At 54.2% G+C, this 16,489-nt stretch carries 12 protein-coding genes and 1 tRNA gene; 2 read left to right on the top strand and 11 right to left on the bottom strand.

Annotated elements, in window-relative coordinates; all coding sequences use genetic code 11:
• Nucleotides 1–7: 7 nt before the first annotated feature.
• Both M2418_RS01390 and M2418_RS01385 read left to right on the top strand, forming a co-directional pair.
• The gene (locus M2418_RS01390; RefSeq protein ID WP_259143229.1) at nucleotides 8–1,369 is read left to right on the top strand and encodes an O-acetylhomoserine aminocarboxypropyltransferase/cysteine synthase family protein; all 1,362 of its coding nucleotides are present in this window, start codon (nucleotides 8–10) and stop codon (nucleotides 1,367–1,369) included.
• 570 nt (nucleotides 1,370–1,939) lie between these two features.
• Nucleotides 1,940–2,185: a hypothetical protein gene (locus tag M2418_RS01385; RefSeq protein ID WP_259143227.1), complete on the top strand. Its 246-nt coding sequence runs from the start codon at nucleotides 1,940–1,942 to the stop codon at nucleotides 2,183–2,185.
• A 57-nt stretch (nucleotides 2,186–2,242) separates the two neighbouring features.
• Here the strand turns inward: M2418_RS01385 and M2418_RS01380 are convergent, their stop codons facing one another.
• The 11 genes from M2418_RS01380 to ftsH all read right to left on the bottom strand — a co-directional run bounded on the left by M2418_RS01380 (nucleotide 2,243) and on the right by ftsH (nucleotide 16,410).
• Entirely contained in the window at nucleotides 2,243–3,046 is an 804-nt protein-coding gene (locus M2418_RS01380; RefSeq protein WP_259143226.1) for a hypothetical protein, read from the bottom strand.
• A gap of 58 nt (nucleotides 3,047–3,104) precedes the next feature.
• Nucleotides 3,105–3,812, bottom strand: coding sequence for a hypothetical protein (locus M2418_RS01375; RefSeq protein WP_259143225.1), 708 nt, complete (start codon nucleotides 3,810–3,812; stop codon nucleotides 3,105–3,107).
• A 577-nt stretch (nucleotides 3,813–4,389) separates the two neighbouring features.
• Nucleotides 4,390–4,466, bottom strand: a tRNA-Met gene (locus M2418_RS01370).
• 135 nt (nucleotides 4,467–4,601) lie between these two features.
• Nucleotides 4,602–5,798 (bottom strand): tRNA 2-thiouridine(34) synthase MnmA, encoded by a 1,197-nt coding sequence (gene mnmA / locus M2418_RS01365; RefSeq protein WP_259143224.1) that lies wholly within the window; start codon nucleotides 5,796–5,798, stop codon nucleotides 4,602–4,604.
• A gap of 209 nt (nucleotides 5,799–6,007) precedes the next feature.
• Nucleotides 6,008–7,189 (bottom strand): OpgC family protein, encoded by a 1,182-nt coding sequence (locus tag M2418_RS01360; RefSeq protein WP_259143219.1) that lies wholly within the window; start codon nucleotides 7,187–7,189, stop codon nucleotides 6,008–6,010.
• Between the two features lie 366 nt (nucleotides 7,190–7,555).
• On the bottom strand, nucleotides 7,556–8,623 hold the full coding sequence (locus M2418_RS01355) for a Tim44 domain-containing protein (protein ID WP_259143217.1): 1,068 nt from the start codon (nucleotides 8,621–8,623) through the stop codon (nucleotides 7,556–7,558).
• A gap of 201 nt (nucleotides 8,624–8,824) precedes the next feature.
• Nucleotides 8,825–10,420, bottom strand: a complete 1,596-nt coding sequence (serA, locus tag M2418_RS01350) for a phosphoglycerate dehydrogenase (protein ID WP_192488155.1) — start codon at nucleotides 10,418–10,420, stop codon at nucleotides 8,825–8,827.
• 78 nt (nucleotides 10,421–10,498) lie between these two features.
• Nucleotides 10,499–11,677, bottom strand: coding sequence for a phosphoserine transaminase (locus M2418_RS01345; RefSeq protein WP_259143216.1), 1,179 nt, complete (start codon nucleotides 11,675–11,677; stop codon nucleotides 10,499–10,501).
• A 214-nt stretch (nucleotides 11,678–11,891) separates the two neighbouring features.
• Nucleotides 11,892–12,737 carry an outer membrane protein gene (locus M2418_RS01340; RefSeq protein WP_259143215.1) on the bottom strand — a complete coding sequence of 282 codons (846 nt, stop codon included), beginning with the start codon at nucleotides 12,735–12,737 and terminating at the stop codon, nucleotides 11,892–11,894.
• 193 nt (nucleotides 12,738–12,930) lie between these two features.
• The gene (gene glmM / locus M2418_RS01335) at nucleotides 12,931–14,286 is read right to left on the bottom strand and encodes a phosphoglucosamine mutase (RefSeq protein WP_259143213.1); all 1,356 of its coding nucleotides are present in this window, start codon (nucleotides 14,284–14,286) and stop codon (nucleotides 12,931–12,933) included.
• Between the two features lie 174 nt (nucleotides 14,287–14,460).
• Complete coding sequence (gene ftsH / locus M2418_RS01330; RefSeq protein WP_250982178.1) at nucleotides 14,461–16,410, bottom strand: ATP-dependent zinc metalloprotease FtsH; 1,950 nt, start codon at nucleotides 16,408–16,410, stop codon at nucleotides 14,461–14,463.
• Nucleotides 16,411–16,489 lie beyond the last annotated feature (79 nt).

Here is a 16,489-nt window from a genome sequence, read left to right as displayed (position 1 = left end):
GAAGACGATGACCATTCAACAATCCACCGACGAAATTCTGCAATCTGTCCCGCAGCAGCCGACAGGCACAGCAACCTTCAAAAGCATTCATCCGGAAACACAGGCCATTCACGGTGGCAGCTTCCGTTTTGACCCGACAACAGGAGCCGTTGCGGTTCCGATTTACCAGACCACATCCTTCCAGCTTCCCGGCACCGACGGCGCCGACAAGCTGTTTGCGCTGGAAGCACCGGGACATCTCTACACCCGCGTGTCGAACCCCACACAGGACGCCTTTGAACAACGTCTGGCAGAGCTGGAAGGTGGCGCGGCCGCACTGGCAGTTTCCTCAGGTCAGGCAGCCTCCGCTTTCGCCATTCTCAACCTTGCCCGATCAGGAGACAACATCGTCAGCGCAGCCGGTCTTTACGGCGGCACATGGGCGCTATTTGCCGCCACACTGAAAAACTTCGGTATTGAGACACGCTTTATCGATGGCAACGACCCCGAAGCCTTTGCCCGTGCAACCGACGACCGCACCCGCGCCTATTACGCAGAATCCCTGCCCAATCCCAAGCTGGAAGTGTTTCCTATTGGCGAGGTTGCAGCGATCGGTCGCAAGCTCGGCATTCCGCTGATCATCGACAATACAGCCGCACCACTCACCATCAAACCGCTGGAACATGGCGCTGCCATCGTCGTTTACTCCGCAACCAAATATATTGGTGGCCATGGCACATCGATTGGCGGCGCGATCGTTGACGGCGGCAACTTTCCATGGGCAGATTTGGCAGATCGCCAGCCGCAACTGAATGAACCTGACCCAAGCTATCAGGGCAAGACATGGATCGAAAAGGCCGATGCCATCGGCTTCTTCCCATATATCCTAAGGGCACGCGCCGTTCTGCTGCGTGACATCGGTGCGGCGATCAGCCCGCAAAATGTCTTCCAACTTATTCAGGGGCTTGAGACGCTGCCACTGCGCCTGCGTCAGCACAATGAAAACGCAATCAAGGTGGCTGAATTCCTGCAAAAGCACCCGAAGGTATCCAATGTCATCTTCCCGAAATTCCAGACGGGCAAAGCAGCCGAACGCGCCAAGACCTATCTGAAAAATGGTGCTTATGGCGCACTTGTTGGCTTCGAGCTGAAATCAGGACGCGACGCCGGCCGACGTTTCATCGACGCGCTACAACTCTTCTACCACCTCGCCAATATTGGCGATGCACGCTCACTGGCCATCCATCCGTCAACGACAACCCACTCACAGCTGTCGGTGGAAGATCAACTTAAAAGCGGCGTGACACCGGGCTATGTGCGCCTTTCGATTGGTCTGGAACATCCCGACGATCTGATTGCTGACCTGACACAGGCACTGGAAAACGCGTAACCACGCGTTTCATGTCTTTGGACAATTCAAACGACCTTAAGGCCTCGTACGAAAACTACGGGGCCTTTTTGCTGTTATGGAAACAGGTGAATTTCTGACTGACAAGAAGCGGTCTGGTGGCTAAATCGAACCACGACAACAGGCACTCTTGTAGTTTGACACCGGTGACCGGAATATCTGGTAAATGCCGGGAACCTGATGTACTATCTGCAGTATGAGCCTGATCCATGCGTCCCGGTCGAGATCAGACAGTCTGCATTGCTTTTTTGGCCTGGACAATCGCCAATACCTCGACCTGCATGAAAATGACACGCTACATTGGCCCTATTCATTATATGTGCGTGTGGCGTCTCGCATTGTTGGTGTGGAAACCTTTGAGTGAGCCGACGTGATGGCCTCGGATGATACGCCACTGCGGTTCACCGACACCCTCGCAATGCTCTCTTACGATACCGACAGCCATCACGTCCGGCGTTATGTCGATACTTCGACAGGCGTTCCGCGTGTCATAATGAAGGCAACTTTTACAACTCTATCGGGGGCAATAAGAAAGCCCCGGCATCGCTTCGCATGACATTGCCCAAGCCAAAGGAGTGCGAAAACCTCTCGGTCGGCTTTGGTATCTCTGCACGCAGCACCGGCTTTGGTGCAGCCCGTATGGAGCTGACATTCATGGCGCTGGCAGCGGCTGGTGCGATCGCATGCAGCGAGCAAGCCAAGATAGGTCCAGCAGCGCGAATGCATGAAATCGATTATGAAACAACCTTGCGTCCAAAGCTTCTGGCACGCGGATTAGTAGTTGATCAGGTCAACTGAGAACTGTCATTACGCGGTTAGGCGGTTTGAAACCCGCTTTGGGAAGCGTAGTGGCGATCACTCATCGCTACTCTCACTATTTCCAAAACTCGCAACCGTAAGAACACCTTCATTTGCGAAGCCCAGTTCACCGCCCCCAATCAAACGAAACAGGCCCTGATGAGTGACTCCGAATATGTCTTGGTATTGGAATTCTCCTCTGACATGCATCTCAAGAGCGCCACTTCGGAGGCCCTCGATCCAAGTGGGCAGAAGACGCATAGTCTTACTTCGTATTGCGCCGGGTAGCATCGAGTAAAAATTAGCTCCTTCCCAAGACACTGGCGGGTCGCTCGGGGTCCCACCTACGTTGATCACCTCAATCATCGCCGTCGTCCCGACCATAATTGCGGGACTCTGGCCGCCATTGCGAAAGTTTAGAATCACACCTCCGTTATTGTTCTCGTCGAACGTAACCGTTGAAGTGTCCGGGAGAAGATATGCTCGAAGTTGCCGCCTCATCATCTCCCTCGTCGTTTCAGTCGCTTTTTCCGCTGCAACAACAGACCGACGAGTAAAGTATAAAGTGACTAGCAGCCCGATGGTACCTAAACCAGCCAGCACGAACTGGTAAACACCAAGAGAATATGAGGACTTAGCCAATTCGGCCAAATCTTCTTGCAGCAGCGAGTTCCGTTGCTCGCGCTCTTCTGTAACGGCCAATCGCAACGCATTTGAGTTTTCCTCAGCAGTCGACTGCACAATTCGAACAGGGACTGAAAACTGCGAAGCTGCATCTCGAATTTCTGTTGAAAAATACCCCGGCATGTCGTTTCCAAAAGATACCGCGCCGGAACCGAACGTCAAGGAGAGTGTGATCAAGAAAGTAAAATATCTCAATTGTGTTCACCAGGCTGTAAAGTTAGATTCGTTCTTCACATCACCAAGAGGGTCTGACCACTTTTCGGCAGAATAGTTCTGGGTTTTTTAGATGGATGATCAAGGGTTCGAAAACTTCTCTGTTTACGTGCCAAATTAGTCGATACTCCATCTGCATTTCGTACTTCAAGCTTTTCAAGAACAGCAGTTTTGGTCCTGAAATCTCCGACACTTGGGCCATGATCCTCTCTAATAGAATATTCCCATTCTCGTCTTTTAATTCGTCGACAGCTGGCGGTTTCTTTGCACTCTGCAACATCCTGTGCTCTTCATAAATACAGGGGCCCATTTCCATCGCGAGAAGGCCAGGTATCTCGTTACCCACGGCAGCGCAAAACTCAATCGGACTGAATATCTCAATGGCTGCGTCACCGAACGCAGCGGACATATTTCTAGTGCTGGAAGTGAAACTCAGCATGTAAGCTTCACGCCCTCTCGTCACGTATGCGCTAAAGTGTTGTCCGCTGTTGTTTTGATAGACATAGGCACCACCTTCTTCGATGTCGCCCTGAAACTCGTCGGAATGTTTTTTGAACTGCGAGATGCATGACAGCCGTAGTGCGCCGGTTTCAAAAAAAGCATCTACGTACTCTGTTGGCATATAGCGATATATTGTAGGAGCAACAATCAAAAGCGGCTTTTGCACCATCATTGTTACTCCAGACAATGCAGCCGCGTTATGCCTCTCGTTTGGCACTATGTCGTTCATATCTCGCCTCTCCTCAAGATGAATCTGTTTCGATCCTAAACAAACAAATCATTAGTAGATTGCGAAGATCTATTGCAACCTCTGTTGCTCAGCGGGCGGTTGAGTGCTTCAAAGTTTAGACCTGCAAGGAGGGTAAAATGATTAGAATTATCGCCATTGGGGCAGCCGGCGTCCTTTTTGCTAACTCAAGCTGCTTCTGCTGAATTCGATATTTACGCAATGAACAAAGTTAGCGGGATAGCAGAGGTCATTCACGCCTCTGATGTCTGCGACTACAAAATCGATCAAGAAGCGTTGGAACGCTACTACAATGAACAAGGTTTGGCCTCTCCGGAAGCTCTCTCATACTTGAGACAAAGCCTTAAGTTGCAGGCCAGGGAGAAGCTATCTCCGTCGCAATGCACTTTGGCAAAAAGCACTGCCAAGTCTATAGGCGTCTTAGACGAGTAGTATTGTTTGACGTTAGAATCGGAAACATTGAAATTCCGATTTCTTGTGTCAAAATTCCGGAAAATTGCGGCGAGCTACACACTCTGAAAAGGGTTTTTCGACTTTGTTGATTTATCATTAGAGAATTTGGTAGCGGGAGAGGGACTTGAACCCCCGACACGCGGATTATGATTCCGCTGCTCTAACCACCTGAGCTACCCCGCCACAAGGAACGGCGACTTTGTTTCAAGTCTTTGTTCCCTTAGGATGAGCGGCTTATAAAGTGCCGCTCCCTTTTATGTCAAGCGCAAGATTTGCAATTTTCATAGCTTTCGACAAGCCTGTGAATATTGCAGGATTTTACGCGGCCACGGAACCTTCCAGCAGCGTCTTTAAAGACATCTCTGCTTCAGCCGAACGCTCTGAACGGCCAATGAAACCGCCGCCATACACGCGGGCATCTGCGCCCGGCGCAGAATAGAGCACGCAAGCCTGCCCCGGCGCCACACCTGCTTCGCCGACCATCAGATCGACATAAACGCCGTTGCCGTCATAATGGACAACAGCCTCTGCCGGCGGACGCGTGGAGCGGACCTTGGCAAAACATCGGAAGCCATTTGCGGCATCCTCTTCCAGCGACCTGTCACCCAGCCAGTTGATGTCACGCAGATAAACACGGTGTGTTTCCAGCGCTTCCTTTGGGCCAACAATCACCCGCTTGCCGCGCGCATCGAGATGCACGACATAAAGTGGTTCACCAGTTGCGACGCCGATACCGCGACGCTGACCGATGGTGTAGTTGACGATGCCTTCGTGGCGACCAAGTACACGGCCATCAAGATGAACGATATCACCCGACAGCGCCGCATTCGGTTTCAGCTTGTTGATGACATCGGTATATTTGCCCTGTGGCACAAAACAGATGTCCTGACTGTCCGCCTTCTTGGCAACGACAAGGCCCATTTCTTCCGCCAGTTCGCGGGTCTGCGCCTTGGAGAGGCCGCCAAGCGGAAAACGTAGGTAATCGATCTGTTCCTGTGTTGTCGCAAACAGGAACCAACTCTGGTCGCGATCACTGTCAATCGGCCGGAAAAGCGCCCGTCGGTTTGGACTACCGGGAACCGGGTTGTTGCGAGAGCGGATATAATGCCCAGTCGCCAGCGCATCGGCACCCAACTCCTGCGCAGTCTTCAGAAGATCTGCAAATTTGACAGTCTGGTTGCAGGCAACGCAAGGAATGGGTGTTTCACCCATGGCATAACTTTCCGCGAACGGGTTGATCACCGTTTCGCGAAAGCGTGCTTCGTAATCCAGCACGTAATGCGGAATGCCAAGGGTTTCACAAACGCGGCGCGCATCATCGATGTCCTGACCAGCACAGCAGGAACCGGCGCGGTGTACGGCTGCGCCATGGTCATAGAGCTGCAGGGTGATACCGAGAACATCATAGCCCTCACGCTTGAGGATACCCGCCACCACGGAGGAATCCACGCCGCCGGACATGGCGACAACAACGCGTGTGTCTTCCGGCTTCTTGTCAAAGTCGAGTGTATTCAAGTTTTTGTCCAATCGTCAGCCATACCGGGGGTCAAGGCCCCGGCGCCTGTCGTTCAATTCCACAAAACATGCCGCAGAGCAGCCTGGCGCTCAAGAGGTACGGAACGTGGAATTTTGAGGGTGCATATAAAGAATATCGCGCCCGCAAACAAGTACAGGGCGGGAAACCCGCCCTGCCCTGTAAGCATATCTCTTGATTGTCGTTAAAATCAGGCGGTCGCCTTGGTTCCACCAATCCACTTGTCGCGTTCACGCCACAGCGCAGGCAAAGCAAGCAGGGCGATACCGACAATGGCAATCAGCGTCTTTTCCAGCTGCGACAGCTCCGCTGTACGACCGTCCATGTAATAGACGGCATAGACGATAGCGACGTGCCAGACATAGACCTGCAGGGAATGGCGACCCAGCAGCTGCAGGAACTTCAGCGACAGCACCCAGATAACGCCATTGGCAATACGACGCACAATCTGGCTGTGGTGTTTAGGGCCGGCTATCAACAGCCATGTCAGGCCAACGCCAACCGCAATGAAGTTGATCAGATAGACCGGGCCGAAATCTGCACGAATTTCCATCGCTGCGAACTTGCCAACCACATAGTCGGGCATGAAGCCCCAAGCCGTCGCAATACGCAGTGGCATGAAGAACAGGCAGACCAGCAGAGCAACCTTCGGAATCCAGCTGTTTTCTGGCGAGAAGATCTTCTTCCACTCGATCTTGTTCTGGGCGGTCATTGCACCCATCACCAGAGCTGAGAAGAACACGATCTGCCAGCCCAGCATGTTGAAGCTGACACGGATACCCTGATCGTCAGGACCTTTGACGAGCTCATGCAGTGGCGTGGTGATGACCTTCTGCAAACCAAGCTGGCCAGCCATCCATACGAGCAACGAACCAACCATCACATAGGCCCATTTGCCATCAAGGCACAGCTTGATGAGTACAGGCGCAAACAGCATGTAGACGATATACTGTGGCAGAATGTCCATGAAAGTCGGCTGGAACACAAAGGTCGCGATGGCGGCCAGACGCAGCGGATCATCAAACGATGTCGCACCGATCCAGTTGAACCAGACATAGGAAGCATGTGGCAGAACCAGCGTGACGGCCAGAACCGCAATCACCAGACCCATGGCATATTTGTAAAGCTCCATGGAACGGTTCCAGATGGCCTGACGCCCGGTCTCATAACCGTACTTCATCATTTTGCGGGCATAGACCAGGCCAATCAGCAGACCGGACAGGAACACGAAACCCTGCGCATCTTCCACGAAGGCAAACTGGCGGTGGTTGACCTCAACCAGCCAATAACCACCCACAAACACAAGGTGGTTTATCAGCATGAAAACAAGAAAATACCCGCGCATCCCGTCGATCAGGTCAAAGCGTTTCATCTCGATAGCTCTCCATTCTCTTGAGGACCGCGCATCGCCCGGCCTTGTTTACGAACCTCTGGCATCGGTTTGACAACGCACATTTCGCCAAGCGGTTCCGCAGAAAACGATCATGGTAGCCATAGGCTTGATCACGTTTTTGCAAGTGCACAATGGTTACGGAGGTGCCGCTGAATGCCGGATGAACGAAAAAGGGCAATAATGTGAATGTGATCAGCCCAACAGCTAAAGCTGCGATCACAGATTGCAAGCGACCAGTAAAACAGCAGTGACGCGTCAATTATTTGCACGCAACAATACGCAAAACGCCGCAGTGCATCTCGGTGCACTGCGGCGTCATAAACCTTCAAATCAGTCTTTTATGGATCAGGATGCCGACTGGATAGCCGAAACCTGCCACTCGGATCCTTCGCGGCGCACAAAAGTCCACAGCTCGGTCGATTCGGTTGCCTGGGTCTCGTCACCCTCGATAACCTTACCCGTTGTACGGTCACGCATTACGTCGACACGCGAGTACAGCATGGCGACAGTCGCGTAATCACGTCCTTCTTCATGCCAGGCTTCGGCGAGGTCGCCCTGCAGCAACTGAACATCGCTGACGTCGTTCTTGACGCCGCTGGTCGCGTTGTCGCTCAACTCTTCCGCCAGGTAGGACATGGCTTCCGGAGTGGTGAGCTTGCGAAGTGCAGCATAGTCTTCTGCAGCATAGGCAGCCTGCACGTCCTTGAGCATCTGCTCGAACTGACCAAGGTCTTCGCCCGTAACGCCGATCTCATCGCCTTCAGACATGGCATTGGCATGCGGAACTGGCTTTGGCGCGACAGCGGCTTCAGCAGCGGGCGCGGCGTTACCGGCAGCACCGGACAGGGAGCCCATCTGCGGGATCTTGAAGCCACCCTGACCCGTCGGCGGGTTGGACGAACCGGAATAGTTGCTACGCTGCGACTGGCCGCCGGCGTAAGCAGGCTGCTGCTGACGGCGCGACGCGAAGAAACGCATAGCCAGCATAACCAGCACACCGATCAAAGCGACCTGCAGCAACATGCCGAAGAAACCGGCCATACCGCCAAAACCGCCGCCCATCAGCATACCGAACAGACCACCCATCAGAAGGCCGCCCATAAGGCCACCGGCCATACCGCCGAAAAGACCACGGTTCTGCTGTGGCTGCTGTGCGTTGGCCGGACGTGTCTGCGCAGCACCAGGAGCCGCCTGGCTTGGCGACGTATTCGGTGTCATGCTGCGATTGATCGGTGCAGCCTGACCCGGCGCAGTGTTGGTTGCAGGTGGGGCAGAGAATGTACGCGTTCCACGGCTGCCGAAACCACCGCCAGCGCGACGAGCCTCAGCCATATCCACAGCCACGAACGAAACAGCAATTCCCAAAGCGGCAACCGCAAACAAACCTTTAAAGCGCCGAACGGCAGCAAACATCGTCTTCTCCTGTTGTGCCGCCCTCCCATGAGCGGCCTATCGTCGGACCATATAGCAACTCTGGATGATCATTTTTAGTGCCTAATTATAAAATTTTTCGTGATAAACAACCCTTGATTGCGCCCACCAATAATGCACAAAAAACCCGGCACTGGATTGCTCCAGTACCGGGCCTCTATTGTCCCCTTGGGAGGAACGATATTACTCGACGTTGAACGCCAGAGACTTGACCTGGCGGATGGCCGGGTTGGCGCGAAGCTTGTCCAGAACGGTTTCTGAAACAGGGCCGTCCACGTAGAGAAGCGCGATAGCATCGCCAGCTTCTTTTTCACGGCCGAGCTGGAAGTTGGCGATGTTAACGCCCGCTTCGCCCAGCGTCGTACCCATGAAGCCGATCATGCCCGGTACGTCGGTGTTGGTGATGTAGATCATGTGCGAACCGACATCAGCGTCCATGTTGATGTTCTTGATCTGGATGAAGCGTGGCTTGCCATCCGAGAACACGGTACCAGCGACGGAACGAACCTGATTTTCGGTTTTGACCGTCAGCTTGATGTAACCGTCGTAAACGCCGGTCTTGTCGCGCTTGACTTCGGAAAGGATGATGCCCTTTTCCTTGATCATGATCGGTGCGGAAACCATGTTCACGTCAGAAACCTGCGGACGGATCAGACCGGCCAGCAGCGCTGATGTCAGCGCCTTGGTGTTCATGTTGGCGGTTGCACCATCATAAAGAATTTCGATTTCCTTGGTGGCGCTTTCCTGCACCTGACCAACGAAGGAGCCGAGAACGTCTGCAAGGCGAATGAAAGGCTTGAGTCGTGGAGCTTCATCAGCAGTGATCGACGGCATGTTGATGGCGTTGGAAACGGCACCCTTGACGAGATAGTCCGACATCTGCTCGGCAACCTGCAGGGCAACATTTTCCTGCGCTTCCGTGGTCGACGCGCCAAGGTGCGGCGTGCAGACAACGTTTGGCAGGCCAAACAGCGGGCTTTCCGTTGCAGGCTCAACTTCGAACACGTCGAAGGCTGCACCGGCAACGTGGCCGGACTTGATGGCGTCAGCGAGAGCCTTCTCGTCAACAAGACCACCACGGGCGCAGTTGATGATGCGGACGCCTGGCTTGGTCTTGGCAAGGTTTTCAGCGCCGAGAATGCCGCGGGTCTTGTCAGTCATTGGAACGTGCAGGGTGATGAAGTCAGCCTGTGCAAGCAGCTCGTCCAGCTCAACCTTGGTAACACCCATTTCCTGGGCGCGCTCAGGCGACAGGAAGGGGTCATAGGCCAGAACGTTCATCTTGAGGCCGAGTGCACGCGAGCAGACGATGCCGCCGATGTTACCGGCACCGATAACGCCAAGCGTCTTGCCTGTGATTTCAACACCCATGAACTTCGACTTTTCCCACTTGCCGGCCTGCGTGGAGGCATCAGCAGCAGGAAGCTGGCGAGCAACAGCAAACATCAGCGCAATGGCGTGTTCAGCAGTGGTGATGGAGTTACCAAATGGCGTATTCATGACGATGATACCGCGACGCGATGCCGCCGGGATATCTACGTTGTCGACACCGATACCGGCGCGACCGATAACCTTGAGGTTGGTCGCAGCTTCGATTAGCTTTTCGGTTGCCTTGGTGGCGGAACGGATAGCCAGACCATCATAGTTGCCGATGATTTCGGCCAGCTTGTCCTTGTCCTTGCCAAGCTTTGGCTGGAAATCAACTTCAACGCCGCGATCACGGAAGATCTGGACAGCAGTTTCCGACAGTTCGTCAGATACGAGTACGCGAGGTGCCATGTTTGGGCTCCCTAAAAACGGTTTATTCATAAGATGAGGTATGTGCGGCCCTGCACTTTGCAGGGCCGGTAATCCAAATCAGGCCGCAGCCTTGGAAAGCTCAGCCTTCTGCGTTTCAAACGCCCAGGCAAGCCATGGCATGACAGCTTCAATGTCAGCCGTTTCAATCGTGGCACCAGCCCAGATCCGAAGACCGGACGGAGCATCGCGGTAAGCGCCGATGTCGAGCGCTACATTTTCTTTTTCGAGAAGTGCAACAACGCCCTTGGCGAAAGCAGCCTGTGCGTCAGCATCGAGAGCTGCAACATCCTTGTCGACGATCTTGAGGCAGACAGAGGTGTTGGAGCGTGTCTCATCGACAACGGCCAGATTTGCAATCCAGTCATTGGCAGCAACGAAATCGTAGATCACCTTGGCATTGGCATCAGCGCGCGCGATCAGCGCGTTCAGGCCACCAAGGTTCTTCGCCCACAGCAGCGCATCGATATAGTCTTCAACGCAAAGCATCGAAGGTGTGTTGATGGTTTCGCCGGTGAAGATGCCTTCAATCAGCTTTCCGCCGGATACCATGCGGAAAATCTTTGGCAGCGGCCATGCTGGCGAATAGCTCAGCAGGCGCTCAACAGCACGTGGCGACAGAATGATAACGCCGTGGCCGCCCTCGCCGCCCAGAACCTTCTGCCAGGAGAAGGTAACAACGTCGAGCTTGGTGAAGTCCATGTCCTGCGCAAATGCAGCAGAAGTGGCGTCACAAATCGTCAGACCCTTGCGGTCCGCCGGAATGAAATCAGCGTTAGGAACGCGAACGCCCGAGGTTGTGCCGTTCCAGGTGAAAACGACGTCACGGTCGAAATCGATTTCCTTGAGGTTCGGCAGCAGGCCGTAGTCGGCCTCGAACTTGCGAACATCTTTCAGCTTAAGCTGCTTGACGACATCGGTAACCCAACCGGCGCCAAAGCTTTCCCATGCAACCATATCAACGCCACGCTCACCGAGCAGCGACCACAGTGCCATTTCAACAGCGCCAGTGTCAGATGCGGGAACGATACCGATGCGATAATCGGCAGGAACGTTGAGAACTTCGCGGGTGAGGTCAATGGCCTGCTTGAGCTTGGCTTTGCCAACCTTGGCGCGGTGCGAGCGACCGAGCGGGGCATCAGCGAGCGCTTCGAGCGACCAACCGGGACGCTTAGAGCAAGGACCAGAAGAAAAATGTGTGTTGTTCGGACGTACGTCCGGCTTCGCAATCGCAGTCATAAAGCTATCCTTCCAGATAGAAAGCCTCTCGTTAGGGAGAGGTGGCCTGCCCCGGTGGATATGCCTGTCGCTTGTTACAGTCAAGCGGAATATGTCGCTGGAACAAAAAATACTGGCGCAGCTGCGCCATATCGATGATCAGGAAATTGCCCTGAAAATGCAAAAAACCGCCCGCACCTGAAAGGCACGAGCGGTCTTGTTTTCGAAACTGAAATTACTTGTAAACTGCTGGCTGGATTGGGATTTCTGCTGGCGGCATGTACTGTGCCGTGTCGCAACCGCCGAAGACATAACGGCCGCCAAGGCGCACTTCATGCGAATAGAAGCCCTTGTCGCGGCCTGGGCCACCACCGACGCTGTCATAGCCAAACATGTCGCCCTTGCCGATCTGGCGGAAACGATATCCGACATCAGCCTTGAGATTGCAGGTTACGTCGATCGATGCACCGGCCATCAGCGCATAGGCGAATCGCCAGCCGCCCTTGCCGCCATGGGTGAAGGTCGGGTCGCAGTTGGAAGGATCGCCTACCTCACACGATGTGTTTCTGAGGTTAGCCCACTTAACGTAGGAACCGCCGATACCAGCACCAACGTAAGGTGTGAAACGGCCAAATGTCGCCAGATCGACATATGCATTGGCCATCAGCGTGTAAGCGCGCAGTGAAGACAGATCTGTCGATACGCAGCTACCAGCTACGCCACAGCTGCCAAAGGTCGAGCCACGGAAGTTGCTCTTGGCCATGTAGTCAAACGTCAGATCCGTACGGAAGTGGTTGTTGATCTGATAACCAACACCAACGCCGCCCATAAAGCCACCCTTGAGCTTTGTGGAGCGGAAATCTGTCAAACCGGCTGTGAATGGACCCTGATAAAATTCAGCGCCACGCGACTTGTTGTAGGCGTAGCCGATATCTCCACGCAGATACCAACCGTTTGATTCGGTGATCTGAATTTCTGGTGCCTCAATATAGGCCGGAGGATCTGGCTGATAAAGGTCGGCTGCAAATGCGCTGGATCCCGCCGTCAACGCGGCGAGAATGCCAATCAGGCTTTTTTTCATAACATCAACTCCAGAAGCGGCACCTGCGCCCATGGCCGCATGCCAGTAAACTGTTCCGTTATGAATAATGAATGAGAAAGGTTAAGTGCCGATTAACTACGATCATTCACCAAGATTTATTAATACAGCAAAGAACCGGCAACAAAAAAGCCGGTACGAGACCGGCTTTTCAGTAACTTAGCGAGTATTTTTCTTACGCAGCAGCACTGCGCGCATTGGCAATAACGTCAACCAGACCGTTTACGATGCTCTCAACTTTCACGCTGTCATCGCCTTCTGCCATAACACGGATCAGCGGCTCAGTGCCGGACGGACGAATGACAAGACGGCCATTGCCAGCCAGTTCGCTCTCCGCGTCGGCAATCGCCTGAATAACCACAGGGTTTTCAAGTGGCTTGCCGCCGGAAATACGAACATTCTTCAGCAGCTGAGGTACAGGCTCGAACTTGCGGCAGATTTCGCTAACCGTCTTGCCGGACCGCTTCACACAGGCAAGCACCTGCAGCGCAGCGACAAGACCATCGCCCGTCGTACCGTAATCAGACAGCACGATATGGCCGGACTGCTCACCACCAACATTGAAGTTATGGTTGCGCATATGCTCAACCACGTAACGGTCACCGACCTTCGTACGGGCAAGAGACAGTCCTTTACCGCCAAGGAAACGCTCAAGACCGAGGTTGGACATGACAGTCGCCACGATACCACCGCCCCGCAAAATATTGTCATCGGCCCAGCTGTCGGCAATGACCGCCATCAACTGGTCGCCATCGACCACTTCGCCACGCTCATCGACAATGATCACGCGATCAGCATCACCATCAAGCGCAATACCGATATCGGCACGCACTTCATGCACCTTCTTGCGCAGGGCTTCCGGATGGGTGGAACCGCATTCAAAATTAATGTTGGTGCCGTTCGGCTCATTGCCGATCGTCACGATATCGGCACCCAGTTCCCACAGCGCTGCGGGAGCAGCCTTATAGGCCGCTCCGTTGGCGCAATCGATCGCGATACGCAAACCATCCAGCGTCACTTCGCGTGGCAGGGTGCGCTTCACGAATTCGATGTAGCGATAGATATCGCCATCGACGCGCTTGGCACGGCCAATCTCGTGCGGTTTTGCCAGCTGGGAATAGATATCCTTGTCGAGCAGGTCTTCAATTTCCAGCTCCAACTCGTCGGACAGCTTGTAACCGTCGGGGCCAAACAGCTTGATGCCGTTATCCGCAAACGGATTATGCGAAGCGGAAATCATCACACCGATGTCGGCACGCAGAGAACGCGTCAGCATGGCAACAGCAGGTGTCGGAATTGGTCCAAGAAGGAAAACGTCCAGTCCAGCAGCAGTAAAACCGGCGACCAATGCGTTTTCGAGCATGTATCCCGAAAGACGGGTATCCTTGCCAATAACCACGCGGTGGCGGTGATGTCCGCGGCGGAAGATTGTGCCGACCGCAATACCAACCCGCATTGCCAGATCAGGCGTCATCGGAAAGACGTTGGATTGTCCGCGGATACCATCGGTCCCGAAATAACGGCGTGTCATGTGAACTCCAGAAATAGTCGCGCGATCAGCGCACATGATCTGCTCATGCCATAAACAGCACAATACAGCACGTAAATTACCGCAAACACGGATTACATCTTGTTACTGCAAAAAAAGACCATCCGGCAAAACCGGATGGTCTGTTTTCCACTGACATTTACTGTCAGGCACAACTTAATGTGGTTGTGGCTCCATGCCACCTTCAGCTTCACCGTCGCCCTTGGCTTCGGTTGGACCGTCTTTCTTGGTGCCAGCCTTCGGAACTGCGGAACCACGACTGTTGGAGGAACCATCATCGCCAAGATCGCGGGCTGGTTTTTCACCCCTGATCAACGCCTTGATTTCTTCGCCCGTCAGGGTTTCGTATTCCAGCAAGCCTTCTGCCAGAGCCACGAATTCGTCGTGCTTCTCCGTCAGGATGCGGCGTGCTTCGGTGTAAGCCTCATCAATCAGACGACGAACTTCGTTGTCGATTTTCTGGGCTGTGGCTTCGGACACATTCTTGGACTGCGAAACCGAGTGACCAAGGAAGACTTCCTGCTGGTTTTCACCATAGGCAACCTGACCGAGTTCATCGGAGAAGCCCCACTGGGTCACCATCGCACGGGCCAGCTTGGTAGCCTGCTCGATATCAGAAGACGCACCAGAAGTGATGTTTTCCTTGCCGAACGTCAGCTCTTCAGCAACGCGACCACCCATCATGATAACGAGACGAGAAACCATCCACTTGTAGCTCATGGAGTAGCGATCGCCCTCAGGCAACTGCATGACCATGCCAAGCGCGCGACCACGCGGAATGATGGTTGCCTTGTGCAGCGGGTCGGCCACCGGCACATTGAGCGCGGTGATGGCGTGACCAGCTTCGTGGTAGGCTGTCAGCTTCTTTTCGGCTTCAGTCATGGCGGTCGAGCGGCGCTCGGCACCCATCATGATCTTATCCTTCGCGTCTTCGAATTCCTGCATCGTGACAACACGCTTGTTACGGCGTGCGGCCATCAAGGCAGCTTCGTTGACGAGGTTCATCAGGTCAGCACCGGAGAAGCCGGGTGTGCCACGTGCCAGAACCTTGAGGTCGACATTTGGCGCAAGCGGAACGTTGCGAACGTGGACCTTAAGAATGCGCTCACGGCCAACGATATCCGGGTTCGGCACAACAACCTGACGGTCGAAACGGCCTGGACGCAGCAGAGCCGGGTCAAGAACGTCAGGACGGTTGGTCGCCGCAATCAGGATAATACCTTCATTGGCTTCGAAACCATCCATCTCGACCAGCAACTGGTTGAGTGTCTGTTCACGCTCATCGTTACCGCCGCCAAGACCGGCGCCACGATGGCGGCCAACGGCGTCGATTTCGTCGATGAAGATAATGCACGGCGCATTCTTCTTCGCCTGCTCGAACATATCGCGCACACGGCTTGCACCAACACCCACGAACATTTCAACGAAGTCCGAACCGGAAATCGTGAAGAACGGAACATTGGCTTCACCTGCGACGGAGCGGGCAAGAAGCGTTTTACCGGTACCAGGAGGACCAACGAGAAGAACACCACGCGGAATTTTACCGCCGAGGCGCTGGAACTTCTGCGGGTCACGCAGGAATTCCACGATTTCTTCCAGATCCTGCTTGGCCTCATCAACACCGGCAACGTCGTCAAACGTGATGCGGCCATGTGCTTCGGTCAGCAACTTCGCTTTGGATTTGCCAAAGCCCATTGCGCCGCGCGAGCCACCCTGCATCTGTCGCATGAAAAACAGCCAGACGCCGAGAATGAGGAACATCGGCAGAAGCGTGCCAAGGTAGCTCAAAAAACCGGAGGAGCCATCGCTCTCCGGCCGCGCTACGATCGTTACGTTTTTGCTTTGCAGGCGCTCCATCAATGAATCATCGATAACCGGAGAGTAGGTCTGGAAAGCGGTACCGCTTTCCGTGTACGTGCCAAGCACTCGATTGCCCGTAACAGTCACGTCACGCACTCGACCGGAGTCCACATCACGCAGAAACTGCGAATAAGGAATCTCACGCGAACCCGATTGCGAGGGCGACGTCTGGAACATGCTGAACAACGCGATCAGCAAGAGGGCAATAATGGCCCACAAGGCGAAATTTCTAAAATTTGGGTTCATCGAACTCCCCGAACTCACACGGACATCTTATGTGCCCGCTCATCTGTGCCACTAACATAAGGTCGACATATGCCGTTGC

It is taken from the genome of Rhizobium sp. BIGb0125, from assembly GCF_024810055.1.
Taxonomy (GTDB): Bacteria; Pseudomonadota; Alphaproteobacteria; order Rhizobiales; family Rhizobiaceae; genus Agrobacterium.
The sequence above is the reverse complement of the archived record's forward strand: the minus strand, read 5'-3'. Positions and strand labels throughout refer to the sequence as shown.

Bases quoted from the DNA above. Each gene is read 5' to 3' on its own strand.
- M2418_RS01390 (WP_259143229.1), top strand. From the start codon at position 8: ATGACCATTCAACAATCCACCGACGAAATTCTGCAATCTGTCCCGCAG.
- M2418_RS01385 (WP_259143227.1), top strand. From the start codon at position 1,940: ATGACATTGCCCAAGCCAAAGGAGTGCGAAAACCTCTCGGTCGGCTTT.
- M2418_RS01375 (WP_259143225.1), bottom strand. From the start codon at position 3,812: ATGAACGACATAGTGCCAAACGAGAGGCATAACGCGGCTGCATTGTCT.
- M2418_RS01360 (WP_259143219.1), bottom strand. From the start codon at position 7,189: ATGAAACGCTTTGACCTGATCGACGGGATGCGCGGGTATTTTCTTGTT.
- M2418_RS01355 (WP_259143217.1), bottom strand. From the start codon at position 8,623: ATGTTTGCTGCCGTTCGGCGCTTTAAAGGTTTGTTTGCGGTTGCCGCT.
- serA (WP_192488155.1), bottom strand. From the start codon at position 10,420: ATGGCACCTCGCGTACTCGTATCTGACGAACTGTCGGAAACTGCTGTC.
- M2418_RS01345 (WP_259143216.1), bottom strand. From the start codon at position 11,677: ATGACTGCGATTGCGAAGCCGGACGTACGTCCGAACAACACACATTTT.
- M2418_RS01340 (WP_259143215.1), bottom strand. From the start codon at position 12,737: ATGAAAAAAAGCCTGATTGGCATTCTCGCCGCGTTGACGGCGGGATCC.
- glmM (WP_259143213.1), bottom strand. From the start codon at position 14,286: ATGACACGCCGTTATTTCGGGACCGATGGTATCCGCGGACAATCCAAC.
- ftsH (WP_250982178.1), bottom strand. From the start codon at position 16,410: ATGAACCCAAATTTTAGAAATTTCGCCTTGTGGGCCATTATTGCCCTC.